The organism is Streptomyces mexicanus (assembly GCF_902506575.1).
Lineage (GTDB): Bacteria > Actinomycetota > Actinomycetes > Streptomycetales > Streptomycetaceae > Streptomyces > Streptomyces mexicanus.
On record NZ_LR732544.1, the window covers coordinates 3,471,737 to 3,496,920 of the forward strand.

19 protein-coding genes are annotated in these 25,184 nt (G+C 74.0%); 9 read left to right on the top strand and 10 right to left on the bottom strand.

Annotation, left to right across the window (positions count from 1 at the left end; translation table 11 throughout):
* Nucleotides 1-260: 260 nt before the first annotated feature.
* The 4 genes from GV126_RS15460 to GV126_RS15475 form a co-directional block, all read right to left on the bottom strand.
* On the bottom strand, nucleotides 261-1,361 hold the full coding sequence (locus GV126_RS15460) for a hypothetical protein (protein ID WP_159666855.1): 1,101 nt from the start codon (nucleotides 1,359-1,361) through the stop codon (nucleotides 261-263).
* A gap of 122 nt (nucleotides 1,362-1,483) precedes the next feature.
* The gene (locus tag GV126_RS15465; RefSeq protein ID WP_159673746.1) at nucleotides 1,484-2,677 is read right to left on the bottom strand and encodes a VWA domain-containing protein; all 1,194 of its coding nucleotides are present in this window, start codon (nucleotides 2,675-2,677) and stop codon (nucleotides 1,484-1,486) included.
* 35 nt (nucleotides 2,678-2,712) lie between these two features.
* On the bottom strand, nucleotides 2,713-5,487 hold the full coding sequence (locus tag GV126_RS15470; RefSeq protein ID WP_236570008.1) for a DUF5682 family protein: 2,775 nt from the start codon (nucleotides 5,485-5,487) through the stop codon (nucleotides 2,713-2,715).
* A 135-nt stretch (nucleotides 5,488-5,622) separates the two neighbouring features.
* Complete coding sequence (locus GV126_RS15475) at nucleotides 5,623-6,807, bottom strand: ATP-binding protein (RefSeq protein ID WP_159666861.1); 1,185 nt, start codon at nucleotides 6,805-6,807, stop codon at nucleotides 5,623-5,625.
* A gap of 132 nt (nucleotides 6,808-6,939) precedes the next feature.
* On the opposite strand from GV126_RS15475, the gene GV126_RS15480 reads away from it, so the two are divergent.
* Nucleotides 6,940-8,295: an SWIM zinc finger family protein gene (locus tag GV126_RS15480; protein ID WP_159666864.1), complete on the top strand. Its 1,356-nt coding sequence runs from the start codon at nucleotides 6,940-6,942 to the stop codon at nucleotides 8,293-8,295.
* 256 nt (nucleotides 8,296-8,551) lie between these two features.
* The gene (locus tag GV126_RS15485; RefSeq protein ID WP_159666867.1) at nucleotides 8,552-10,174 is read left to right on the top strand and encodes a DUF5691 domain-containing protein; all 1,623 of its coding nucleotides are present in this window, start codon (nucleotides 8,552-8,554) and stop codon (nucleotides 10,172-10,174) included.
* 272 nt (nucleotides 10,175-10,446) lie between these two features.
* Here the strand turns inward: GV126_RS15485 and icmB are convergent, their stop codons facing one another.
* Nucleotides 10,447-10,863, bottom strand: coding sequence for a coenzyme B12-dependent isobutyryl CoA mutase small subunit (gene icmB / locus GV126_RS15490; RefSeq protein ID WP_028420692.1), 417 nt, complete (start codon nucleotides 10,861-10,863; stop codon nucleotides 10,447-10,449).
* A gap of 650 nt (nucleotides 10,864-11,513) precedes the next feature.
* Here icmB and GV126_RS15495 point away from each other — a divergent pair.
* Together GV126_RS15495 and GV126_RS15500 are read left to right on the top strand one after the other, a co-directional pair.
* Entirely contained in the window at nucleotides 11,514-12,380 is an 867-nt protein-coding gene (locus GV126_RS15495) for an esterase/lipase family protein (protein ID WP_159666870.1), read from the top strand.
* Between the two features lie 372 nt (nucleotides 12,381-12,752).
* The gene (locus GV126_RS15500) at nucleotides 12,753-14,309 is read left to right on the top strand and encodes a M23 family metallopeptidase (RefSeq protein ID WP_159666873.1); all 1,557 of its coding nucleotides are present in this window, start codon (nucleotides 12,753-12,755) and stop codon (nucleotides 14,307-14,309) included.
* Nucleotides 14,310-14,390: 81 nt separating this feature from the next.
* On the opposite strand, the gene pcrA is transcribed toward GV126_RS15500, so the two are convergent.
* Nucleotides 14,391-16,877, bottom strand: a complete 2,487-nt coding sequence (gene pcrA, locus GV126_RS15505) for a DNA helicase PcrA (RefSeq protein ID WP_159666876.1) — start codon at nucleotides 16,875-16,877, stop codon at nucleotides 14,391-14,393.
* Nucleotides 16,878-17,010: 133 nt separating this feature from the next.
* On the opposite strand from pcrA, the gene GV126_RS15510 reads away from it, so the two are divergent.
* A complete protein-coding gene (locus tag GV126_RS15510; protein WP_159666879.1) occupies nucleotides 17,011-17,985 on the top strand; it encodes a tellurite resistance/C4-dicarboxylate transporter family protein in 975 nt (324 codons plus the stop codon).
* Here GV126_RS15510 and GV126_RS15515 read toward each other — a convergent pair.
* Entirely contained in the window at nucleotides 17,963-18,316 is a 354-nt protein-coding gene (locus GV126_RS15515; protein ID WP_159666882.1) for a hypothetical protein, read from the bottom strand. The genes GV126_RS15510 and GV126_RS15515 overlap by 23 nt on opposite strands.
* Nucleotides 18,317-18,745: 429 nt before the next feature.
* Between GV126_RS15515 and GV126_RS15520 the strand changes: the two genes are divergently transcribed.
* Both GV126_RS15520 and GV126_RS15525 read left to right on the top strand, forming a co-directional pair.
* Complete coding sequence (locus GV126_RS15520) at nucleotides 18,746-19,801, top strand: C40 family peptidase (protein ID WP_159673748.1); 1,056 nt, start codon at nucleotides 18,746-18,748, stop codon at nucleotides 19,799-19,801.
* A gap of 32 nt (nucleotides 19,802-19,833) precedes the next feature.
* Nucleotides 19,834-20,577, top strand: a complete 744-nt coding sequence (locus tag GV126_RS15525; RefSeq protein WP_159666885.1) for a VOC family protein — start codon at nucleotides 19,834-19,836, stop codon at nucleotides 20,575-20,577.
* 16 nt (nucleotides 20,578-20,593) lie between these two features.
* On the opposite strand, the gene GV126_RS15530 is transcribed toward GV126_RS15525, so the two are convergent.
* Both GV126_RS15530 and GV126_RS15535 read right to left on the bottom strand, forming a co-directional pair.
* Nucleotides 20,594-21,316, bottom strand: coding sequence for a LuxR C-terminal-related transcriptional regulator (locus GV126_RS15530; protein ID WP_159666888.1), 723 nt, complete (start codon nucleotides 21,314-21,316; stop codon nucleotides 20,594-20,596).
* Nucleotides 21,316-22,605, bottom strand: coding sequence for an ATP-binding protein (locus GV126_RS15535; protein WP_159666891.1), 1,290 nt, complete (start codon nucleotides 22,603-22,605; stop codon nucleotides 21,316-21,318). The genes GV126_RS15530 and GV126_RS15535 overlap by 1 nt, the downstream gene beginning before the upstream one ends.
* Nucleotides 22,606-22,814: 209 nt before the next feature.
* Between GV126_RS15535 and GV126_RS15540 the strand changes: the two genes are divergently transcribed.
* Nucleotides 22,815-24,293, top strand: coding sequence for a PspC domain-containing protein (locus GV126_RS15540; RefSeq protein ID WP_159666894.1), 1,479 nt, complete (start codon nucleotides 22,815-22,817; stop codon nucleotides 24,291-24,293).
* Entirely contained in the window at nucleotides 24,280-24,525 is a 246-nt protein-coding gene (locus GV126_RS15545; protein WP_159666897.1) for a hypothetical protein, read from the top strand. The genes GV126_RS15540 and GV126_RS15545 overlap by 14 nt, the downstream gene beginning before the upstream one ends.
* 65 nt (nucleotides 24,526-24,590) lie before the next feature.
* Here GV126_RS15545 and GV126_RS15550 read toward each other — a convergent pair whose 3' ends face one another.
* On the bottom strand, nucleotides 24,591-25,100 hold the full coding sequence (locus tag GV126_RS15550; protein WP_185946759.1) for a DoxX family membrane protein: 510 nt from the start codon (nucleotides 25,098-25,100) through the stop codon (nucleotides 24,591-24,593).
* Between the last annotated feature and the right edge of the window lie 84 nt (nucleotides 25,101-25,184).

Consider the following 25,184-nt stretch of genomic DNA (forward strand, 5'->3'; position numbering starts at 1 on the left):
GGAGTGAAGGGGGGAGATGGGCCTGCGATGAAGGGGGTGCCGCGGCGGGCACCGCCCGTCTGGGACGCCGAAGAGTCGGTGACGGCCGAAGAGCGGCGACGGGCGAAGAGTCGGTGACGGGCGGCGAAGCACCGGCAGGGCGAGCCTTGCGGCGGGCGGGCGCGTGGGGGGCGCGTCAGCCCTCAAGGCGCGGGCGCGTGGGGGCGCGTGAGCCCTCGGATGCGGGCGCGCCGTCGCCTCCGCCCATCGGGGAGGCTTCGCTAGTCAGGGAGCAGGGGCACGTCGCGAGCGGCGTCGCGGGTCCCGGCCGTTCCGGCTCGTGTGACGGAGCCGCGCATCAGGGGACGTTGCCTGCGGGTGCCGGGCGTCACGGCGTGCAGATCACCGTGGCGGGGCGCGCCCGAGTCGGCCGTCAGCTGGTTGCCCAGGGCACCGTCCGGATCGCCCGTGGGCGCGTGGTGAGTGGGGACGTCACCGGCTCGGTCGCGATGATCCGCGCGGGGAGTGGTGGCCCGCGCGGACGCCGACGAGGACGTGGACGCGTGGAAGCCGGTGCCCTCGGCGAGGGCATCGAGGATCGCCGGGGGGCCGAACACGACGGCGGTCCCGGTCGTGTCCGCGGCGGCAGCGAGCGCGTCGCCGGGCACCGTGGCGGGCTGGGGGGCGGTCCGTCCTGGGACGTCCTCCGGGCGGGACGGCGCGGACGGCAGACGTGAGGCCCGGTACTGCGGCCGGGGCTTTGGGCGGGACTGCGGCTGCGGCTGCGACGGTTCGGTCGACGGCACGCTTCCCGCCGGCCCGGGCAGGCGGGGCACGGTCGGGACGGACGGCTCGGGCAGCCCCGGCGGGACGGGCGACGACACCACCGGCGGGATCCTCAGATCCGCCCCGGCGGTCACTCCGGTCACCACGTCCACGAGGCCGCCGACCGTCCCGTCGACCGCATTGCCCACGGACCCGACCACGGAGCCGGCCACCTCGGTCACCTCGGTCACCTTGGCCACCTCGGTCACCGGGCCGAGTACCTGGCCGACCGCGCCCGCGACGTCCGCGAGGCCGACGACCGGACGGCCCGACGACCGGTTCGACCGGGCCGCTCCGTCTGCCTGCGCCGCCTGCACCACCTGCGCCGCCGGCACCACCTGCGCCGAGGATGCTGACGGTGCCGACTGCGACGGCCGGGCAGGCTGCGACGGCCGGGCCGGGGACGGCACCGCCTCCGCGGCCTGCGCCCGCTCCCCGCAGAGAAGACCGAGCGCGAACAACGCCCCCACGAGCAGCACCAGGTACAGCGCGCGCCGCCCCGCCGCCGTGCGCACGACGCGCGGGGCGGCACTGGCCGGAGCAGCTGACACGGTCACGAGGGGACGGTTCCTTCCCGAGTGGGCGACGCACCGCCGAAAGAGGAACCGATCCTCGCACGGGCCTCCGGTCACCCCGCAAGCCCGCTGTTACCGATTGGTAGGCATGTCCGGTTTGGACGTCACGCGGTGTCCGGTATCGGCAGGGGCCGCTTCTCGATCGCCGCCGCCATCACCTCCGGGAAGAGGTCGGGTGTGCAGGCGAACGCCGGTGCGCCGAGCGCCGCGAGCGCGGCCGCGTGCTCCCGGTCGTAGGCGGGCGCGCCTTCGTCGGACAGCGCGAGCAGCGTCACGAACTGCACCCCCGACGCCTGCATCGCCGCCACCCGCTTCAGCATCTCGTTGCGTATGCCGCCCTCGTAGAGGTCGCTGATCAGGACGACCACCGTCTCGGCGGGCCGGGTGATCTGCGACTGGCAGTACGCCAGCGCCCGGTTGATGTCCGTGCCGCCGCCGAGCTGGGTGCCGAAGAGCACGTCGACCGGGTCGTCCAGCTGGTCGGTGAGATCGACGACGGCCGTGTCGAACACGACCAGCCGCGTGCTGATCGACCGCATGGACGCCAGCACCGCCCCGAACACCGAGGCGTACACCACGGACGCCGCCATCGACCCGGACTGGTCGATGCAGAGGATGACCTCCTTCTTCACGGACCGGGACGCGCGTCCGTAGCCGATGAGCCGCTCCGGCACGACCGTCCGGTACTCGGGCAGGTAGTTCTTGAGGTTGGCCGCGATCGTCCGGTTCCAGTCGATGTCGTGGTGGCGGGGCCGGCTGATCCGCGCGCTGCGGTCCAGCGCGCCGGTGAGGGTGGCCCGGGTGCGGGTGGCGAGCCGCTTCTCCAGGTCCTCGACGACCTTGCGGACGACGGCGCGCGCCGTCTCCTTCGTCGTCTCCGGCATGGCCTTGTTCAGCGAGAGCAGGGTGCCGACGAGGTGGACGTCCGCCTCCACCGCCTGGAGCATCTCCGGTTCCAGCAGCAGGGTGGCCAGTCCCAGCCGGTCGATGGCGTCCCGCTGCATGACCTGCACGACCGAGGAGGGGAAGTAGGTCCGTATGTCCCCGAGCCAGCGGGCCACCGAGGGCGCCGAGGCACCCATCCCCGCGGAACGGTCCCGGCCCGCGCGTCCCGCCTGCGCGGCGTCCTGCCGCCCGTAGAGGGCGGTCAGCGCCCCGTCCATGGCGGCGCCCCGGCCGGACAGCGCGCATCCCGTGCCGTCGGCCGCGTCACCGCCGAGCACCAGCCGCCAGCGCCGCAGCCGCTCCCGCGCCGGATCCCGCACGCTCACGCCAGACTGCTCCTCCCCCGTCGTCATCTGGTGCCCCGTCGTCCTCTCCTCCGCCGTCGTCATCACGCCACCCCCGCGAGTTCGTCACCGGCGGCCGCTCCCGCCGTATCGGCCGTGGGCCCGGCTTGCGTGTCGTCCAGGCCCAGCAGCAGCCGCACCACCGGCAGCACCGCGTCCGCCCGCTCCCGGTCGAGGTCCGCGGCGAAGCCGGGAGCGCCGGCCGCCACGGCTCCGGCGACGGCGCCGCCCTTCCCCGGGCCGCGCCGGACCAGCTCACCGAGCGTTCTGCGCACACCCGGCTCGTACGCCGAGAAGGTGCGCCGCAGCAGCGGCAGGACGTCCGTGAACGCCTCCGCCGGCACCCCGGTCAGCCAGGCGTCGACCAGGCCGAGCAGCCGCTCGTCGTGCACGAGCAGCATCCCTCCCCCGCCGCCGACGAACCCCTCGATCCACGCGGCGGCGTCCGCGGGCGGGGTGCCCGGCGAGAGCGCCAGCCCCATGAGCCGCGCCGCCTGGCCCTGCTCGATCCGGCCGTCGTCGAGCAGGAGCCGCACCGCGCGTCCGCGCAGGAGTCCGGGGACGCTGTCCCGCCCGGACAGCACGCGCAGGACGCCGTGCCAGCGTGCGCGCAGGTCGCCGTGGCGGTCCGTGAGCGTGTCGCCGAGCAGGCCCACGGCGGTGTGGACGGCGTCCACATGGCGGCGCATCTGCTCGGCCGCGTCCGCGTCGAGGGCGACGCAGGCCGGGGGCAGGCCGACGAAGACGCGTTCGGCCAGGCCCGCGGCGACCTCGGCCAGGGCCTCGGTGTCCGTGCCGCGCACGTCGCCGTAGCGCAGCGAGCGGACCAGGGCCGGCAGCGCCTGGGCGAGGTGCCCGACGTCCGCGTCGAGTGCCGCACGGTCGGCCAGCACCCGCATCACCCCGGGCAGTGCCTCGGTCAGCTCGGCGAGCAGGCAGCGCTCGGCGAGCGCGGTGACCTCGGCGAGGGTCCCGGCGCCGACGGCGTCCGCCTCCGCCTTGGCGGTCGCGGCGGCCAGGACGGTCGTGCCCCAGACTCCGGCCTCGGCGACCCGCACCGACAGCTCCGGCTCCCAGCGCAGCCGCCAGGTCTCCCGGAACGTGCCCGTGCTGCCCCGCGAGGCCGTCGGCTCGCCCCAGTCCACGCCCAGCAGTCGCAGCCGGTGCAGCAGGCGGCTGCGCCCGGCGTCGGTCTCCTTGCGCAGGTCCAGCTCCAGCTCGCGCTCCAGCGCCTCCGGTTTGAGCCGCAGCCGTCGCTGGAGGCGGGCCAGGTCGCGCTGCAGAGGCACCGCGGGGGCGGTGTCGGGCACCTCGCCGAGGACGTCCCCGACCACGAGCCGGTCGTGCACCAGTGCCAGCGGCACGTCGGAGCCCTCGCACATCACCGCCCGTACGGCGTCCGTCGTCTCGCTCAGCCCGGGCAGCGGGCGGCCGCGCATCGCCGCGAGCGTCTCCGCCAGTCGCACCGCCTCGATGACGTGCGCGGAGGAGACGGTCCGGTCCTCCGCGCGCAGCAGCCCGGCCACCTTGGTCAGCCACCGCTCGACGGGCCGGTCCGGCACGTCGAACAGATGCGCGTACCAACCCGGTGCGTCGATGCCCGCGCCGTATCCGCTCGCCCGGGACAGCCGGCGGTGCGTCCACGGCACCCACGTCATGTCGGTCTTGACCTTGGGGAGCCCCTTCAGCAGCGCCCGGTCGGCGGTGACGGTGGTCTTCCGGCGCAACGCGGGCACGTGCCACGCTCCGCACACCACGGCCACGCCCCCGCCGAACTCGCGCTGCGCCGCGCGGATCTGCACCCGCATGTGGGCCTCGCGCACGAGATCCCGCTCGCCGTCCCGGTCCGCGTACGCCTCCCGCAGCGCCGCCATGGCCTCCTCGAGCGCCGTGAACGGGGCGAACGCGTCCCCCTGCGCCACGCCCCGGTGCTCGACCACGTCCTCCCACCAGCGCTCGGGATCGTCGTAGCCGGCGGTCGCGGCGAGCACGGCGAGCGGGTCGACACGCACGTCGGCCTCGTCCGCCCCGACTCCTTCCGGCCCGGCCCCGTCCGGGCAGGCCGTGTCCGGTCCGGCTCCGTCCGGTCGCGCGGCTTCCGGTCCGGCTCCGTCCGGACGCACGCCTTCTGTTCCGACGCTGTCCGGACGCACGCCTTCTGTTCCGACCCTGTCCGGTCGCACGGCTTCCGGTCCGTCCCCGTCCGGGCGGGCCGCTTGCGGTCCCGCAGCGTCCGGGCGGACACCGGGGCCGGCCCCGTCCGGCCCGGCGCCCGCAGGACCGGTTGTGGTGGCCCCGGCTCCAGCACGCCCGGAACCGGTCGCCGGTGCTCCCTCGGTTCCGGTTCCGGTTCCGGCCGGGTGCTCCGCGGTCCCCTCCCCCGCGGAGCCCCGGCCGTCCCCGGGTTCCTGGTCCGCCGGATCCGGGCCGGCGTCGTCCCGGTCCCACGCCAGCGTGTGCGTGGCCGGCAGGTCGATGAAGCGGGCCGGGACCCCGTGTTCCAGGGCCCACCGGACGGCCACCCACTCCGGGGAGAACCCGGCCAGCGGCCAGAACGCCGAGCGGCCCGGTTCGTCCACGGCGTGGGCGAGGAGCGCCACGGGCGGCCGCATGCCCTCGTCCGCGGCGAGCGGGATCAGCGCGTCGGCCTCCGGCGGCCCCTCGATGAGCACCACGTTCGGCCGTGCCGCGTCGAGCGCTGCCCGCACCGCGCGCGCCGAGCCCGGACCGTGGTGCCGGACCCCGAGCAGCAGCGGCTGCGTGCCGCTCTCGCGGCCACCCGCCCTGTCAGCTCCGCTCACGTCGTCCCCCTCCCGCATGCCGCCCCCGTCCCGCGTGCCGTCCGCACCGCGTCCGCCGTCCGCCTCGTCCGCCCGTCCAGCTGGGCTCGTCGACGGCGCACGTCCGTCCCCCACCGCTCCTCACGGGCTTGGTTGCCCGCACGCCGCCGCCGGTCACGCGCTCACCTCCCGGCAGGCGCGGTAGAAGTCCTTCCAGCCGTCGCGTTCGCGGACCACCGTCTCCAGGTACTCCTGCCAGATGACGCGGTCGGCCGCCGGGTCGCGGACGACGGCGCCGAGGATCCCGGCCGCGACGTCACCGGCCCGCAGCACTCCGTCGCCGAAGTGGGCCGCCAGGGCGAGGCCGTTGGTGACGACCGAGATCGCCTCGGCCGTCGACAGGGTGCCGCTGGGCGACTTCACCTTCGTGCGGCCGTCGGTGGTGACACCGTCGCGCAGCTCGCGGAAGACCGTCACGACGCGGCGGATCTCGTCGATGCCGTCCGGCACGGCCGGCAGGTCCAGGGAGCGGCCGATCTGCTCGACGCGGCGCGAGACGATGTCGACCTCGGCCTCAGGGGACTCCGGCAGCGGCAGCACCACCGTGTTGAACCGCCGGCGCAGGGCGCTGGACAGGTCGTTGACGCCGCGGTCGCGGTCGTTGGCCGTGGCGATCAGATTGAAGCCGCGGACCGCCTGCACCTCCTCGCCCAGTTCCGGTATCGGCAGGGTCTTCTCCGACAGGATCGTGATCAGCGTGTCCTGCACGTCGGCGGGAATGCGGGTCAGCTCCTCCACCCGCGCGGTCATGCCCTGCGCCATGGCCCGCATCACGGGGCTGGGGACGAGGGCGTCACGGCTCGGTCCGTGCGCCAGCAGCTGGGCGTAGTTCCAGCCGTAGCGGATCGCCTCCTCCGGGGTGCCCGCCGTGCCCTGCACCAGCAGGGTCGAGTCGCCGCTGACCGCCGCGGCCAGGTGCTCGGAGACCCAGGTCTTGGCGGTGCCGGGCACGCCCAGCAGGAGCAGGGCGCGGTCGGTGGCGAGGGTGGTGACGGCGACCTCGACGATGCGGCGCGGGCCGACGTACTTCGGTGTGATCACCGTGCCGTCGGGCAGGGTTCCGCCGAGGAGGTAGGTCGCGACGGCCCACGGCGACAGCTTCCAGCGGGCCGGGCGCGGCCGGTCGTCGTGCGCGGCCAGTGCGGCCAGTTCGTCGGCGAAGGCGTCCTCGGCGTGCGGCCGCAGCTCCTGCCCCTCCCCCGTCTCTCCCGTCTTCGCGGGCGCGGACTCCCCGGTGTTCGCGGGCGCGGAGTGCTTCCGGCTCGGTGCGACGGACGTCGGTTCAACGGACACAGACATGGCTGAGGCCCCCTCCAGCTCGGCCGGTTCGGATCTGGCTCCACCGTGCACCACACCACTGACAATGCGATGTGACCTGCGCAAACGCCGTCGCCGGGCCGATTGTCAGTGGGGGGATCTACCTTCGATGGCATGACTCAGCAGGGGGTGCGCTGGAGCGCGGACCAGGTGCTGGCACTGGCGCCTGACGCCGCGTCACGCAAAGCGGGAAGCAAACTCGGCACGGCCGGGCCGTGGTCACAGGCGGGGAGTTCGGACGAGGGGGCGGTGTGGGGGCTGTGCAAGGGCAGTGGCAGCAAGCCCTACCAGACGGTCGTCGACATGGCGGACGCGGCGGGGCCGGCGTACAAGTGCAGCTGTCCCAGCCGCAAGTTTCCGTGCAAGCACGCGCTCGGGCTGCTGTTGCTGTGGTCGGCCGGGCAGGACGCGGTGCCGTCGGGGACGGCGCCGGACTGGGCCGAGCAGTGGATCGCGGGCAGAAGGAAGCGGACGGCCGCAAAGCGCGCGGCCGGGGCCGCGGGCGCCGCCTCAGGCGCCGCTGATCCGCAGGCGGCGCGGCGCCGCGCGGAGCGCCGGGCCGAGCGGATCACGGCAGGGGTGACGGAGCTGGAACAGCGCCTGGCCGACCTGCTGCGCGGCGGCCTGGCCCAGGCCGAACAGGCGGGGTACGGGCTGTGGGAGGAGACGGCGGCCGGCATGGTCGACGCGCAGGCCCCCGGCCTGGCGGCGCGCGTGCGGGGGCTGGGGGCGATCCCGTCGTCGGGGCCGGGCTGGCCGGTGCGGCTGCTGGAGGAGTGCGCGCTGCTGCACCTTATGGACCAGGGCTGGCTGCGCCGCGAGCGGCTGCCGGAGGAGCTGGCGGCCACGGTCCGATCCCGGGTCGGCCTGCCCGGCTCGGCGGACGGCCCCCCGGTGCGGGACCACTGGCTGGTGCTCGCCCAGTACGACACCGCGGACGCGAAGCTCACCACGCGCCGTATCTGGCTGTACGGCACCGGCACGGGCCGTACGGGGCTCGTGCTCGCCTACGGTGCCGCCGGCCGCGCCCCGGAGCCGGCGCTGCCGGTCGGGCTCGTCCTGGACGCGGACGTGGCCTCCTATCCGGGCGCCGGGCGGCTGCGCGTGGCCCTCGGCGAGCAGTACGGACCGCCGGCTCCCGCGCGGACGCGTCCGCCCGGCGTGACGACGGCCGAGGCGGTCGCACGGTACGGCGAGGCCCTGCGCGAGGATCCGTGGCTGGAGTCCGTCCCGGTGACGCTGCGGGCGGTCGTACCGGTCCCGGACGGCGACTCCTGGCAGCTGGCCGACGCCGATGCCGACTCGGCGCTGCCCCTCACCCCCGCGGCCCGCGCCCGTCCGGGGCTGTGGCGGCTGGTCGCGCTGTCGGGCGGGGCGCCCGTCACGGTGTTCGGCGAGTGCGGCCACCGTGGTTTCACGCCGCTGACGGCCTGGCCGCAGCACGAGGCCCCGGCGGTGACACTGTGCTGAGGTGCCGCTTCCCTGCGTCACGACGGAGCCGCTGGCGTACGCCGACCGTGGGGCATTGGAGTGACGTCGGGCCGCGTGGCGGGGCGTCCGCGGCACAGCGGGAAGCCTCACCCGAAAGGCGCACACCGGCTTCCGTTCAGAGTTCACCCGTCCGGTTCTTTCTGATCCGGCCCACGCATTTGTTCCGTTCCAGGGGAAACCCGGCTCGGGTGACCCTCCGACCGTCCACAGGCACCCGGCAACGGAAAGGAAGCTCATGATGAGGACCTCCGCCCCGGTGGCGGCGCCCGGACCGGGCGCCTGGGAGGAGTTGGTCACCACCGCCCTGCTCGGCACGGACCGTCGTGCGCTGCCGGCCGGCGTCCCCGGCGGCCGGGCACCGTCCGCCCTGCTGGACGCGGCCGCCGTGGACACCGTCCGGCGGCGGGCGGGACTGCGCGCCGCCCCCGCGCGCGAACGTCCGGAACCGGCGCCCGAGGATCCCCGCCCGGCCCTGCCCGAGGCGGCGGCCCGCAGGCTGGCGATGCTGCTGGCCGACCGGCCCGGCGCGGGCGGCGGCGGACGCCGGGGCACGGCGCCCGACCTGATAGAGCTGCTGCCCCAGTGGCTCGCCATGGCAAACGCGCACGGTTACGCAGCGCCACCGGAGACGCTGCCCGCGCTGCTGGATGCCGCCCGGGCACGCACCGACCTGCGGCCCGCCGCGCTGGCCTTCGCCGGCCCGCGCGCCCTGTGGCTGGCCCGGCTGAACCCGGACTGGCGGTTCGCCCTGCGGGCGGCCCCGGGCGGCAGCGCCGCCCTGCCCGGCCCGGAGGACACGGACCGAATCCGGCAGCTGTGGGAGGAGGGCCTGTTCGCCGAGCGCGTCGCACTGCTGGCAGCGATACGCAGCCGCCGGCCCGCCGCCGCACGCGAGCTGCTCGCCGCCACCTGGGCCACCGAGCGGGCCGAGGACCGGCTGATGTTCCTCGACTCGCTGCGCACCGGCCTGGGCCCGGACGACGAGCCGTTCCTGGAGCAGGCCCTGACCGACCGCAGCCGCAACGTCCGGGCCACCGCCGCGGAGCTGCTCTCCGCACTGCCCGGATCGGCGCTGGCCGCGCGGATGGCCGAGCGGGCGGCGGCGTGCGTGGCCGTCGACCCCCTGCGCGGCACACCGACGCTCGTGGTCGAGGCCCCCCACGCATGCGACCCGGGCATGGAGCGCGACGGAGTGGTGCCCAAGGCCCCGGCGGGCCGGGGCGAGCGGTCGTGGTGGCTGGGACAGCTGCTGGAGGCGGCCCCGCTCGGCACCTGGTCCGCCCGGCTGGGCGGGCGGACACCGCAGGAGATCGTGGCCCTGCCGGTGGCGGACGACTGGCAGGGCGAGCTGCACGCCGCCTGGTGCCGGGCGGCGGTACGGCAGAAGGACGCGCAGTGGGCGCGGGCCCTGCTCGGAACACCGGCGGCGCCCGAGGCGGGCGGGCCGGGCGCGCTGTCCCTGGCCGAGCGGGCCAAACTGCTCGGCACGCTGGGCGCCGCCGAGCGGGCCGAGTGGGTCGCCGGGTTCATCGCGGCGCACGGACTGTCCGAAGCGTTTCAGCTGCTCGGAGTGTGCGCGGTGCCGTGGGCCGCGCCGCTGGGCCGGGCGGTGGTCGACGCGCTCAACATCGCGCGGGACGCAGGGAGTTACCCATGGAGTTTCAGTGGAGTGATGGGACTGGCCGAGCGGTGCCTGGACCCCGCGGAGGCGAACCGGCTGGACGGACTGCTGGCGGTACCGGACGAGCCGGAGGACGCCTCGCCCGGGGCGGGTGGGTACTGGGCGGAGGCGTTCCAGCGCCTGGTGACGACGTTGCGGCTGCGTTCCGCCATGGCCGAGGAGCTGCGCGGCGGCTGAGGCCCGTCCCCGGCGAGGGGCCGGCCCGGGCGGGGCACCGTCCGCGGCCGTCGGGCACCGGCGAGCAGCTCCCTGCCCGCACTCCCCTGGACGGCGCGGACCGACAGGGCCGCCGAGGCGGACCCTGCGGCCCCGGCCCGCATCGGCAGACGCGGACCGCAGCCGGGCCTGGCACTGCCGAGCCTCGCACTGCCGGGCTCGGGCCTGCGGCCGGACCTCGGGCCCTGGCCGGGCTCCGTCCCGTGACCGGCCCCCGGGCCGTGCCGCCGGTGCTACGCCCCCGCGGGTTCGCGGACGTTCGCCCGGACCCAGTCCACGATCGACTGAGTGGTGGCGCCGGGGGTGAAGATCTCCGCGACGCCCTTCTCCTTCAGCAGCGGGATGTCCGCCTCGGGGATGATGCCGCCGCCGAAGACCACGATGTCCTCCGCGTCCCGCTCCTTGAGCAGGTCGATCACGGCGGCGAACAGCGTGTTGTGGGCGCCGGAGAGGATGGACAGGCCGATCGCGTCGGCGTCCTCCTGGATCGCGGTGTCCACGATCTGCTCCGGGGTCTGGTGAAGCCCGGTGTAGATGACCTCCATGCCGGCGTCGCGCAGCGCCCGCGCGATCACCTTCGCACCCCGATCGTGGCCGTCGAGCCCCGGCTTGGCCACCACCACGCGGATCGGACCGGCTGCCACACCCATCACTGCCTCCATGAAGCGACTACATCCATCCGTACCGACAAGTACCGCACAGGTCGAGCACATGAGGCATGCCAGGCACACCGCGCCGACCCTGCACTGCGCCGCCCACCGCACCGAGTGCGCCACCCCGCGGCGGACGCCCCGGACCGCGCCACCGGGGGAAGTGAACGAACGTTATCGCCAGCATCCCCCAACCGGCAGTTTCGCGGTGCGGACAGAGGGGGAAATCACACGGTGGGACACTCCCCCGAGCCCTCCGGGCAGAGGGGACCCCGATGCCGCGCACCGCTTGGCACAACCGCGGCCTGCGGGCCGCACACCGCCGCGGCACGGGGACCGCAGCGGGAACAAGCGTCACGGGAGCCGCGAGAAGGTCACCGCATCACCGCGCCGCAGGCCTGGCGCCGCGGCGGTGCGATGCACCGGCCGGAGCACGAAGGACACACAGGGCAGGGACGGCAGAACGGCAACGGCTCGCACCGCCGCACCGGCGGGCGAGGCCGCCCGCTCCTCGGTACGCGCCGAGCCGCGTACCGCACGATCCGCCCCGCGTGCCCCGCTCATGCCGAGCCGCCCGCCTTCACCGCGACTGTCCACGAGAGCACGCGGGGGACGACGTCGTCCCCCGGGGTGCGGACAGGAGGTCGGCCATGAAGGTCACCAAGGTCGCAGACCCCATTCTTCCGCTCTGCCAGCGCCTGCTCCCGGTCCGGATCGCCGGACTGTCGCTGGGCCTGCTGAAGGCGACCGCACTGGAACTGGCGATCCTCGCGGGACACGTCCTGCTGTACCCCTCCGGGATCATCCAGGAGCGCCGCGGCCCCGACGGCGCGATCCCCGCGCCCGGCGGCGCCGCCCGGCTGCCGGCGGCGGTCAAGCCCCCGGTGGTGCTGCTGCACGGGTTCATCGACAACCGCTCGGTGTTCGTGCTGCTGCGCCGCAGCCTCGCCCAGCACGGCCGGCAGCGGGTGGAATCCCTCAACTACTCGCCGCTGACCTGTGACATCCGCACCGCCGCCGAGCTGCTCGGCCGGCACATCGAGGAGATCTGCGAACGCACCGGCAGCGACCGCGTCGACGTCGTCGGGCACAGCCTCGGCGGCCTGATAGCCCGCTACTACGTGCAGCGGCTCGGCGGCGACCGGCGGGTCCGCACCCTCGTCACCCTCGGCACCCCGCACGCGGGCACCCGTGTCGCGCCGCTGGCCAACGCGCACCCGATCGTGCGCCAGATGCGCCCCAAGTCGGAGTTGATCCAGGAACTGGCTCTCCCCGCGCCGGGCTGCCGTACGCACTTCGTCAGCTTCTGGAGCGATCTGGACCACGTGATGGATCCGCTGGAGTCGGCGTGCATCGAGCATCCGGACCTCATGGCGGAGAACATCCGGGTCAGCGGGATCGGCCATCTCGCCCTGCCGCTCCACCCGGCCGTCGCGAGCGGCATACGGCAGGCGCTGGACACCGTACGGCCGGGCGACGCGTCCACCGCACGCACCGGCGGACTGACCGTGGCCTGAGCCCCGGCCCCGACCTCACCTCGCCCAGACGACGACGGGCACCCGACGACGGCGGACATCCAGTGACCGGCGGCCATCCGGTCACAGCAGGCATCCGGTCACAGCGGCCACCCGGGCACGGCAGGCACCCGGGCACGGCAGGCACCCGGTCACGGCAGGCACCCGATGACCGCGGGAACGCGGATTGGGCCATCAGGGTCGAACCTCATCTCGAACACAACGCCAAGGGCGTGTTCACAGTCCGCCGAATCCAGGCCGATTGCCCGTTTCCCTGTGGGGGAAACATGCAGAAGATTGTCGCGCCCGCGTACCGCCGGGTACAGTCGCCGCACTGCTCTGGCAGCCCCTGTCGTCGAGGCGAAAGAGAAGTCGGTGAACGACCGTCACCCGTCGGGGAGCGCGACCACCCCGGCCCCGGCCTCCGATGACGCCTCGGCGCCCTATGCGCCGTACGGCGTTCAGGACGCCACGTACGGCGACTTCACCACGTACGGCGACCATTCCGCCACCGGTTTTCACACCGGCGCCCACCACACGACGAGCTTCGCGGCCGACCCTCTCTTCGGCGACCTGTCCGCCGACGCCGCGCACTCCACCGGCGCCTACGACACCACCCAGTGGGCCACCGGCAGCCACGAGGCCCCGGCCTACGACCCGTACGCGGCCCAGCACCACGCCGCCTACGACACGGGCGCCCACGACACCGCCGCCTGGGACACCGGACACCAGCGCCTGGCCGCCGTCCCGCAGCAGTCGGCCCCCGCCGAGGCCACCGGCCAGTGGGACACCACGGCCTGGTTCCAGCCCGGCCAGGCGGACACCGCCGACCAGACCCAGCAGTGGGACTGGGGCACGCAGACCTTCGACACGACCGCCTTCGACACGGGTGCGTTCGACACCCGTGCCTTCGACATGGGCGCGTTCGCCACCACGGACGTCGACACGGGGGCCTACGACGCCACGCAGTGGAACACGGGCGCCCCGGTAGGCGACTCGCCCGCCGCCCCCGGCCACTTCCCCGATGCCACCGGTGACTCGGGGGGCGCAGACGACACCGGGCACGACCACCCGGCGGACGGCGAGTTCACCGCTGACGCCATGTCACCTCCCGTGCCGGTCCTGCTGGATGAGCAGGAAGAGGTCACTCCGGCCGCCCCCGCTCCGGCCTCACGTGCGGCTTCCCGTGGTGCGGGCCGTTCCCGGCGACGGCCGCCGGCCAAGCGTTCGGCGCTGCTGACGGTGGCCGTGCCCTCGGTGTGCGTCATGGGGGTCGCCGGGATCGCCGCCGGTTCGGTGGGTGCCTTCAGCGACGACGGCAAGGACGCCACGGCGTCCGCCGCCAACGTGCACCCGGTGCAACCGGCCACCGCGAACAACCAGCTGGACACCCAGTTGCAGAGCCTGTCCGCCGGGGCCGACGACTTCGCCGACCGGGCCAGCCGCACGCAGGAGCGGATCGACCTCAAGGCGCAGAAGGAGGCCGAGAAGCGGAAGGCCGCCGAGGAGGCGGCCCGCAGGGAGCGACTGCGCCCCAAGTTCGTGCTGCCGGTCACGCAGCGGGGCCTCAGCGCCTACTTCGGCCAGGCCGGGGTGAACTGGATGTCCGTGCACACCGGCATCGACTTCCCCGTCTCCTACGGCACGACGGTCATGGCCGCCACCGACGGCACCGTGCGCACCCAGTGGAACAGCGCGTACGGCAACATGCTGATCCTGACCGCGAAGGACGGCACGGAGACGTGGTACTGCCACCTCTCCAGCTACCGGGTGCCCTCCGGGACGACGGTGAAGGCCGGGCAGCCCATCGCGTATTCGGGCAACTCCGGCAACTCCACCGGTCCCCACCTGCACTTCGAGGTCAGGCCCGCCGGCGGCGCGCCGATAGACCCGCTGCCCTGGCTGCGCAGCCACGGCCTCGACCCCACCTGAGTCCCGCCCGCGTCACTCGCGCCCCGCGCCCCCGCGTCGCCTGCGCGCCCCGCCCGTGCGAGGGGGCGCGCAGGCGGGCCGCTACAGCTTCTCCACCGGCGCGTACCTGAGCAGCAGCTTCTTGGGCCTGTCGTCGCCGAAGTCGATGGTCGCCTCGGCGTTGCCGCCCGATCCCTTGACCGCGATCACCGTGCCGAGGCCGAACTGGTCGTGCGTGACCCGGTCGCCGACCGCGAGGGACACCACCGGCTTCTCCTGGGCGCGGCGCGTGGCGAAGCCCGAGGCGCCGGACGCGGAGGAACGGGACCGGGACGACGACAGCGAGGCCGCCACGCCCGAGGCCGGTCCGGAGGACACCGGCGCCGAGCCGCCCGTCCGCTTCCAGTCCACGTGGACCGCCGGGATCTCCTCCAGGAAACGGGAGGGCGGGTTGTAGGACGGCTGCCCCCAGGCGCTGCGCATCGTCGCGCGGGTCAGGTACAGCCGCTCCCGGGCGCGGGTGATGCCGACGTAGGCCAGGCGCCGTTCCTCCTCCAGTTCCTTGGTCTGGCCGAGGGCGCGCATGTGCGGGAAGACGCCGTCCTCCATGCCGGTGAGGAAGACCACGGGGAACTCCAGGCCCTTGGCGGTGTGCAGCGTCATCAGCGTGATGACGCCGTCGCCGTCCTCCTCGTCGGGGATCTGGTCGGAGTCGGCGACCAGGGCGACCTGTTCCAGGAAGTCCGCCAGGGTGCCGGTCTCTCCCTCGGCGCGCTCCTGCTCGAACTCCAGGGCGACGGCGGCGAGTTCCTGAAGGTTCTCGATGCGGGTCTCGTCCTGCGGGTCGGTGGAGGACTGCAGCTCGGCGAGGTAGCCGGTGCGCTCCAGGACGGCCTCCAGGACGGTGGCCGGGCCCGCGCCCGACTCGACGATCGTGCGCAGTTCCTCCATGAGCGCGTTGAACCGCTTCACGGCGTTCGCGGACCGGGCGGCCATGCCGTACGCCTCGTCGACGCGGCGCAGCGCCTGCGGGAAGCTGATCTTCTCCCGCTGCGCGAGGGCGTCGATCATCGCCTCGGCGCGCTCGCCGATGCCGCGCTTGGGCACGTTGAGGATGCGCCGCAGCGGAACGGAGTCCTCCGGGTTGGCCAGCACCCGCAGGTAGGCCAGGACGTCCCGGACCTCCTTGCGCTCGTAGAAGCGGACCCCGCCGACGACCTTGTAGGGCAGGCCGACACGGATGAAGACCTCTTCGAAGACACGGGACTGGGCATTGGTGCGGTAGAAGACGGCGACGTCCCCGGCCTTGGCCTCGCCCGCGTCGACCAGGCGGTCTATCTCGTCCGCGACGAACTGCGCCTCGTCGTGCTCGGAGTCGGCGACGTACCCGGTGATGCGGGCGCCCGCGCCGGCGTTGGTCCACAGGTTCTTCGGGCGGCGCGACTCGTTGCGTTCGATGACCGCGTTGGCGGCGGACAGGATGGTCTGCGTGGAGCGGTAGTTCTGCTCCAGCAGGATCGTGGTGGCGTCCGGATAGTCCTCCTCGAACTGGAGGATGTTGCGGATGGTCGCGCCGCGGAAGGCGTAGATCGACTGGTCGGCGTCACCGACCACGCACAGCTCCGCGGGCGGGACGTCGGCCTCGCCCGGCGGGACGTCGGTGGCGTCGGCGCCCGCTCCGGTGCCGACGAGTTCGCGGACGAGGGCGTACTGCGCGTGGTTGGTGTCCTGGTACTCGTCGACCAGGACGTGCCGGAAACGGCGGCGGTAGTGCTCGGCGACGTCCGGGAAGGCGCGCAGCAGGTTGACCGTCGTCATGATCAGGTCGTCGAAGTCGAGGGCGTTGGCCTCGCGCAGCCGCGACTGGTACAGGGCGTAGGCCTGGGCGAGGGTCTTCTCGAAACCGTCCGTGGCCTGGGCGGCGAAGTCCTCCTCGTCGATCAGCTCGTTCTTCAGGTTGCTGATCTTGGCGCTGAACGACTTGGGCGGGAACCGCTTGGGGTCGAGGTCCAGGTCGCGGCAGACCAGCGCCATCAGGCGCTTGGAGTCGGCGGCGTCGTAGATCGAGAAGGAGGAGGTGAAGCCGAGCTTCTTCGACTCGCGGCGCAGGATGCGCACGCACGCGCTGTGGAAGGTCATCACCCACATCGCGTTGGCCCGCGGGCCGACGAGCTGCTCGACGCGCTCCTTCATCTCGCCGGCGGCCTTGTTGGTGAAGGTGATCGCCAGGATCTGGCCGGGGTGGACGCCGCGCTCGGCCAGCAGGTAGGCGATGCGGTGCGTGAGCACCCGGGTCTTGCCGGACCCGGCGCCGGCCACGATGAGCAGCGGGGAGCCGGAGTGCACGACGGCGGCGCGCTGGTTGTCGTTCAGCCCCTCCAGCAGGGCGGCCGGGTCCACGACCGGGCGGTGGGCGCCGTCGCGGTAGTAGGCGTCGCGGTCCGGGGGCAGGTCGAACTTCCCGCCGAACAGATCGTCCGGAACCGGCTCCGGAGCGAGATCGTCCTCGGGCGGCGGCGGAGGCTCCTCCTCGTGGCCGCGCGGGGCCTGGAGGTCCGCCAGGAAGCTGTCGTCAAAGAGGCTGCTCATCGCTCTACGAGTCTAGGGTGCCCCACCGACAACCCGTGGCCGCCTTCGGAAACAGCCGCCGCCGCGGGCTTTCGGGGGCGCCCGGGTGCGTGCCTCTGGCCCGGCGCGTCCGGCGCTCCCTAGCATCGGGATCATGCCCGCGACCTCCTCTTTCCGCGCCTGGCTGGCGCAGCATCCGCCGGCGGCCGGGGCCGCCGTGATGGCGACCGGCATCGTCTCGATCGGTCTGCAGTCGACGGGCTACGAGCCGCTGTCCCTGGCCGTGCTCGCGGTGGCCTGCCTGGCCTGGCTGGCGCTGGCCGTGGACTTCGTCGTACGGCTGCTGCGGGATCGCCCGCGCTGGCTGCGGGAGGCGGGGACACCGGGGGCGCTGACCGGTGTGGCCGCGACCACGGTGCTGGGCACGCGCTTTGCCGTGCTCGGCCGGCAGCTGCTCGCCGAGGTGCTGCTGGCGCTGGCGGCGGTGCTGTGGCCGTGGCTGATCGTGCGGGTGGTGCGGAACTCGCGGCGGCCCATGCCCGGGGCGGTGTTCCTGTGCTGCGTGGCCACGGAGGGGCTGGCCGTGCTCGGTGCCTCGGTGGCCAAGGCGGGGGCGGTGGCCTGGCTGGCGCACACGGCGCTGGTGTTCTTCTGGCTGGGCCTGGCGCTGTATCTGTTCGCGCTGAGCCGGTTCGGGCTGCGGCAGGTGGTCGAGGGCCGGGGGGACCAGTGGGTGGCGGGCGGGGCACTGGCGATCTCCGCCGTGGCCGGCGCGAAGCTGATCGCCGCCTCGCAGGCCGGGCCGTACCTGTGGAACACCGACGACGGCGACGCGCTGCGCACCACGACCCTGGCACTGTTCACCCTGGACCTGTGCTGGTACGTCGTGCTGCTGCTCGCCGAGGTGGCCCGGCCCCGGCTCGGCTACGACGTGCGCCGCTGGGCGACCGTCTTCCCGCTGGGCATGACCGCCGCGGCGGCGCTGTCGGTCGCCGCCTCGCTGGACGCCCCGCAGCTGCGGGTGCCCGGCGAGGCGCTGCTGTGGGTGGCGGTGGCGGCGTGGCTGGCCGTCGCCGCCGGCGCGGTCGCGGACGCGCGCGGCGAGATCAGGTCCACAGCACCGCGATGAAGATGTTCACCATGGTCAGCAGCCCCACCAGGCCGAACATGCTCTTGTCGACCTTCTCCTCGTCGCGCTTGACGTAGACCAGGCCGAGGATCACGATCAACACCGCCAGCTTCACACCGATCTTGATGGTGTTGATGTGGTGGTCCTGCGCCTCGTTGAGACCGACCAGGACGACGCCGGTGACCAGCATGGTCAGCGCTCCGTGCAGCATGCCCGGCACGAACCGGGCGGTGCCCTGGCCCATGGCCTTCATCTGGGTGAGGAAGCCGCCGAGCAGCGCGGCGATGCCGATGATGTGCAGGCCGACGAAGAGATGGGTGAGTACGTCCATGGGGCCGGAGCCTAATCACCGCGCCACGGCCTGCCGGACACCGGCCCACCCGGCTCACGGCCCACCGGCCGGGCGTACGGCGCACCGGGGAGAACACGCATATATGCACCCCATAGCAGCCTGTCACCCTCGTCGGCCGCGGAATCGCCATATCGGTCATCACGCTGTGTGAACCAGCCGCTCCCTTGCCCAGCCCACGGTCACCTACGGTCACCAGTCGATCCGATGGCACCAGTTCCGTACAGCCGGTCACCCGGTCGGCCCGCCCGGGCCTAGCGTCCTCGCCCAGGTGCCCGGCTTCCCACCGCCGCCCGGCCCGGGAGGCCGCCGGCACCACCGCCCAGAAGTCCGGCGGCGGCCCGCGTCCCCTGTACGGGCAGCCGCCGGACGCCTCCACCAGCGGCCGGACGAAAGGACGTGACCCTCCAGGTGGCAGCGCATCGCAGGCCCCGACCACGCTCGCTCAGCGGCGGCACGACACGCGCGGCCGTCACGATCGTCCTCGCGGGCGCGGCGACCGCGACCGGTCTGGACGGCACCGGGCAGGCCGCACCCGCGCCGTCCCCCGCGCAGGTCGAGGCGAGGGTCGACAAGCTGTACCGGGAGGCGGAGGTCGCCACCGAGAAGTACAACGGCGCGCAGGAGAAGGCGGCCACTGCCGAGAAGCGGCTGCGGACGCTGGGCGAGGAGGCCGCGCGCCGGCAGCAGCGGCTGAACGCGGCACGGGACGCGCTGGGCACGATCGCCACCGCGCAGTACCGGGCGGGCGGGATCGACCCCGCGATGGCCCTGCTGCTCTCCGCCGACCCGCAGCGGTATCTGGAGGACGCCGAGTTCACCGAACGGGAGGGCGTCCGGCAGACGGCCCAGGTGGCCGACGCGCGCAAGCAGCTGAGGGAGATCGAGCAACTGCGCGGGGCGGCGCGCATCGAACTGGCGTCCCTGCGCTCGCGGCAGGCGGAGCTGCGCCGTCAGAAGGAGACGATCACCGGCAAGCTGGGCGAGGCCCGGCGGCTGCTGTCCCGGCTGTCCCCGCAGCAGCGGGCCGCGCTCGGCGAGGACGGGGCCCGGGCCTCCCGCGAGGGCGCCGCCGCGCGGGAGGCGCTCACCGCCCGGCGAGCGGTCGCGGCGCCCACCTCGCGCGCGGCGGCCGCCGTCGCCTACGCCTACCGCAAGCTCGGCAGCCCCTACGTGTGGGGCGCGACCGGGCCCGACGCGTTCGACTGCTCGGGCCTGGTGCAGGCCGCCTACCGCGCCGCCGGCGTCTCGCTGCCGCGCACCACCTACGCCCAGATCGGCGCCGGCCGCCGCGTCCCGCGATCCGAACTGCGCCCCGGCGACCTGGTCTTCTTCTACTCCGGGATCAGCCACGTCGGCATCTACGTGGGCGACGGACAGATGATCCACGCCCCGAACCCCTCGGCCCCGGTCCGCCTCGCCCCGATCGACGAGATGCCGTTCGCGGGGGCCACGCGAGTGGCCTGAACCCACCGGAGCGGGCGCATAGGATCGCCGGCATGGCACTGCGCCCCGTCATGGTGAACGTCAAAGCCCTTGATCCCTCGGCGGTCGGCCGGTTCTGGGCCATGGCGCTCGGCTGGAGTGCCTACAGCCCCGGCGTGACCACCTACGTCGGGCCACCGGGCGGCCTGGTCTGGCCGGACCCGGTCGCCGTCGGCATCGACGTCGTTCCCGTCCCGGAAGCCAGGACCGCGACCAAGAACCGTGTGCACCTCGATCTCGCCACCACCTCGGCGGCCCACCAGGCGGAGCTGGTCGCGCGCCTGAAAGCGCTGGGTGCGACGCCCGCCGACGTGGGCCAGAGCGACGTGCCGTGGACGGTGCTCGCCGACCCGGAGGGCAACGAGTTCTGCGTGCTGGAGCCTCGCGAGATCTACCGGGACACCGGGCCGGTCGCCGCGGTGGTGGTCGACTGCGCGGATCCGCGGGCCATGGCCCGTTTCTGGGGCGAGGCGATGGACTGGACCCTGCTCGAGGTGACCGACGACCGCGCGGTGTGGCGCTCCGCCGAGGGTGTCGGCCCGTATCTCGAGTTCCTCCGCACGCCCGACGTGAAGGCCGTGCCGGACCGCGTCCATCTCGACCTGCTGCCGCGCCCCGGTGACGACAAGGCCGCGGAGGTCGCCCGGCTGCGGGCCCTCGGCGCCACCGACCTCGACCTCGGCCAGGGCGACGTCCCGTGGACGTGCCTGACCGACCCGGAGGGGCACGAGTTCTGCGTCCTCGCACCGCCGCACTGACGGCCGGCCGCTGCGGTCACACCAGGCGGCGTGCCGTCGCCCAGCGGGTGAGTTCGTGACGGTTGGACAGCTGCAGCTTGCGCAGGACCGCCGAGACGTGGGACTCGACCGTCTTGACGGAGATGAACAGCTGCTTGGCGATCTCCTTGTAGGCGTAGCCGCGGGCGATCAGGCGCAGGACCTCGCGCTCGCGCTGGGTGAGACGGTCCAGGTCCTCGTCCACCGGCGGGGCGTCCGTGGAGGCGAAGGCGTCGAGGACGAATCCGGCCAGGCGCGGGGAGAAGACGGCGTCGCCCTCCTGGACCCGGAAGATCGAGTCGATGAGGTCCGAGCCGGTGATCGTCTTCGTCACGTACCCGCGGGCGCCGCCGCGGATCACGCCGATCACGTCCTCGGCGGCGTCCGAGACGGACAGCGCGAGGAAGCGGACGGGCCGCTCGGCGTCGGCCATCAGCGGGGCGCAGCGCCGCAGCACCTCCACTCCGCCGCCACCGGGCAGGTGCACGTCGAGAAGGACCACCTCGGGGCGGGTCGTGGTGATGACCGTGACCGCCTGGTCGACGTCCGCGGCCTCGCCGACCACCTCCACCCCGGTCTCCTCGGTCCGGCCGATCTCCGCCTGGACGCCCGTACGGAACATGCGGTGGTCGTCGACGAGGACCACGCGCACGTGCCGCTCCCCGGCTCCACCGGTCGTCTCCGCTCCCGCCGTACCGTTCGTCTCGGTCGGGTCGCTCATCACGTGTTCTCCGCCCTCTCCATCTCCAGCTCGACCTCCGTGCCGCCGTCGGGCACCGCGCGCAGGCGGGCCGTGCCCCCGTTGCGCTCCATGCGGCCGATGATCGATTCTCTGACGCCCATGCGGTCGGCGGGTATCGCGTCGAGGTCGAAGCCGGGGCCGCGGTCCCGGACGGACACGAAGACCGTTCTCCCCTCGACTTCCGCGTACACCTGCACGGGGCCGCCCTCGCCACCGTACTTGGCCGCGTTCACCATGGCTTCCCGCGCGGCCTGCATCTGCGCGCCGATCCGCTCGTCGAGCGGGCAGTCGCCGACCACGACCACCTCTATGGGGACCCCGTGCTTGTCCTCCACCTCGGCGGCGTTGCGCTTGACCGCCTCGGCCAGGGTGGTGGGTTCGTCGGCCTCGTCCTTGCCGTTGCCCTCGGGCCGGTACAGCCAGGCGCGCAGGTCGCGCTCCTGGGCTCGGGCCAGCCGGCGCACCTCGCCCGGGTTCTCGGCGTTGCGCTGGATCAGGGTCAAGGTGTGCAGCACCGAGTCGTGGACGTGGGCCGCCACCTCGGCGCGCTCCTGGGCGCGGATGCGCATCAGCCGCTCCTCGGACAGGTCCTGGGTCATGCGCACCAGGTACGGGCCGACCAGCAGCGTGATGCCGACCAGGACGGCGAGGGCCGCCTGCAAAACCGAGCCGAGGTGGGCGGCCGACCCCTGCAACACGAAGATCGCGGAGACGCCGGCCGTGACCAGCAGCACGCCCGCACCGGCGCGCAGCAGCGTGAGCGTACGGCGGCGGCGGCCGACCTCCATCCAGCGGGCGCGGCGGGCGTTGTCCGCCTGGCGCCAGACCAGGGCGACGCCCGCGGCGACGAGGACCGCCGGCAGGAGGTAGGCCTTGGCCCCGCCGCCCAGGTTCACATTGCCGACGAAGACCATCGCCACGACGACCATCAGGAGCAGGGCGACGAGCTGGCCCTTGTCCGGTTTGCGGGCGACGATTCTGCGGCGGCCGTCGGGCGAGACCTCGGTGGTGACGAAGGCGGGCGGCTTCTGCCCGCTGACACCGCCCACGCCGAGCGGGACGAAGAACCAGAAGGCCGCGTACAGCAGGGCGCCGAGGCCGTCGGCCATGAACAGGCCCGCGAAGACCAGCCGCACCCAGACCACGGGCAGGCCGAGATGCCCGGCCAGGCCCCGCGCCACTCCGCCGAGCCAGCGTCCGTCACTGCTGCGGTAGAGCTTGCGCGGCGGCCGCGGGTCGTCGAGGGGCAGGGCTGCGGCTTCCGGCATGCCATCGATGGTCACATGCCCGCGAGGGTGGGTCATCAGGGTCGGTCCCCGAGACGCCCCTGATCTTCGGCGGCGCACGATGACCGGGGCCGGTCGGGGGCGGCCCGGAGCCGTCGCACGCATCCCCGGCCGGAGGTCAGGGGCGAATCAGGGTTCGGCCAGGGTCGTCCCGGCTGCCACCGCGGCGGCGTGCCCGTCACCATGGACGCATGACGAATCACCAGCACGCCGCGACGGGTCCGGGACCCGGCCCCGGCCCTCGCTCCTCTCCGGGCGCGGGACCGCGGGACACCGCGCCCGGCACGGGTGCGGGCCGGGACGAGCGGCCCGGCGTGGACGGGCCGGCGGAAGCGGGAGCCGACCCCGGCTCCACGACCGCCGGAGCCGACGCCGCCGAGGCCGACTCCGCCGCCGGGGCACCCTGGCGGTTCCGGCGTGACCGGCGGCACAAGCTGATAGCGGGAGTCTGCTCGGGCCTGGGCCGGCAGTGCGACATGGACCCGGTGATCTTCCGGATCACGCTGGCCGTGCTCGCCGCGACCGGCGGGCTCGGTCTCCTCTTCTACGGCTTCGCCTGGCTCTTCGTCCCCCTCGACGACGAGGACGAGCACGAGGTGCGCAAGCTCCTCACCGGCCGGGTGGACGGCCAGGCGCTGGCGGCCGTGCTCTTCGCGCTGGTCGGCTGCGGTGTGTTCCTGTCGATGCTGAACAACGCCAGTGTGCTGACCTTCGGTGTCGTCCTGTCCCTGCTGCTCGCGGGGGCCGGGTACTGGTCGCGGCACCGCGGCGCCCCGGACCCCGATCCGTTGGCCGCCCAGGCCGTCGCCGACGCTCCACCGGAGGCCCAGGCGCCGCCGGTACCGGCCGCCTACCCCTCCTGGTGGCGCGAACCGATCGTCAAGGACGGCACGCACGTCGGCGGCACCGGCTACCTCTGGGGTCCCCAGGACTCCCGGGACAGGGACATCGCCGCGGCCGTGAACATCAGCCTGGGCGGTCACGAGAGAGAAAGAGAAGAGGCACCCGCGCCACGCCCCGAGCCGCCCCGGCCGCGCGGGCCGCGCTCGATCGGCGGCTGGGTGTTCCTGCTCGCCATGGCCGCCGGCGCCCTCGGCGCGCGCGCCACCTGGGACGGCCACCTGCTCGGTCCCAGCCTGCAGACGGGTCTGGCCTGCGCGCTCGGTGTCTTCGGCCTGGGCATGGCGGTCAGCGCCTTCCTGGGACGGACCGGTGCGGGCTCCGTCTTCCTGGCGCTGGTCACCGCGGCCCTCCTCGCCACGTCGGCGGCCCTTCCGAAGGACGTCAGCACGCACTGGTCGCACCCGTCCTGGCAGCCGTCCTCGGCGGCGGACATCCGCCGGACCTACCAGGTGGGCACGGGCGAGGGCACCCTCGCTCTGTCCCGAATACGCCCCGGACAGGACCGGACGGTGACGGCACGCGCGCAGGTGGGAGTGGGACGGCTCAGGGTGATCGTCCCCCAGGGCGTGACCGTGCGGGCGACCATCGACGTGGGGGTCGGCGACATCCAGTTGCCGGGGGACGGCTCGAAGGACGTGGACGTGGCCCCGGGCAGGCACCAGCAGGTGGTCCTGCCTCCGGCAGCGGACCGCAAGAGTGCCGGAACCATCGCCCTCGACCTGCACGTCGGCATCGGACAGGCGGAGGTGAGCCGTGCTGCGTCATGAGTTCCAGCCGGGAAGGCTGGTCGGAGGTCTGTTCCTGATCGCGGCGGGCGTCGTCTACGGCGGCGACGCGCGCGGTCTGTGGCACACGCCGTGGGTCGTGGCCGGACCGCTGGTGGTGGGCGGGCTCTGCCTGGCCGGCGCGGTCGCGGTCCTGCACCGGGCCGTACGGCGGGCAGGGCGCCGAGCCGGCCACGGCGAGCCCCGCCCGCCGCATGCCGAGGGAGCAGGCTGAGGCGGGGCCGGGCCACCGGTCGCAGCCGGGTGTCGGCGGAAGGGGTGGAGAGCGGGTGGCCCGGGCTAGCGCCGGCGTTCCCGCAAGAGGGCGTCCACGGAGAACATCGGGGTGCCGGCGAGGACGAGGGGCAGCCAGGCCATCAGGTAGGCGAGATCGTTGCCGTAGTAGTAGGGGGTGGAGGACCAGCTGACCGTGAGCCACAGGCTGAGGGAGATGAGCGCGCCGCCGAGCGCGGCGAGGCGGCCCAGCAGGCCGAGCAGGACACCGATGCCGACGGCGAGTTCACCGAGGGCGATGGCGTAGCCGAAGCCGACCGGGTTCTTCAGGGCGAGGTCGACGAGGGCCGGGACGGCGGAGGAGTCGCGGACCGCGCGCATGGTCTCGCCGAGAGAGCCCGACCCGGTGGCCCGCATGAAGGCGCTGTCGGTGAGTTTGTCCAGACCGGCGTAGATGAAGGTGACGCCCAGGAAGACGCGCAGGGGAAGGAGGGCGTAGCGGGCCGCGCTGTCCCGCCAGGTGCCGCGCCGCTCGACGTACGAGGTCCGTGTGTCCATCCGAAGGCCATGGGTCATCGTTACCAGCCGCCTCTCACCGCCATGCCGTTCACGCCTCAACAGACGATACGTAGAGGGGAAAGGCGCCGTTCAACCCGGCCG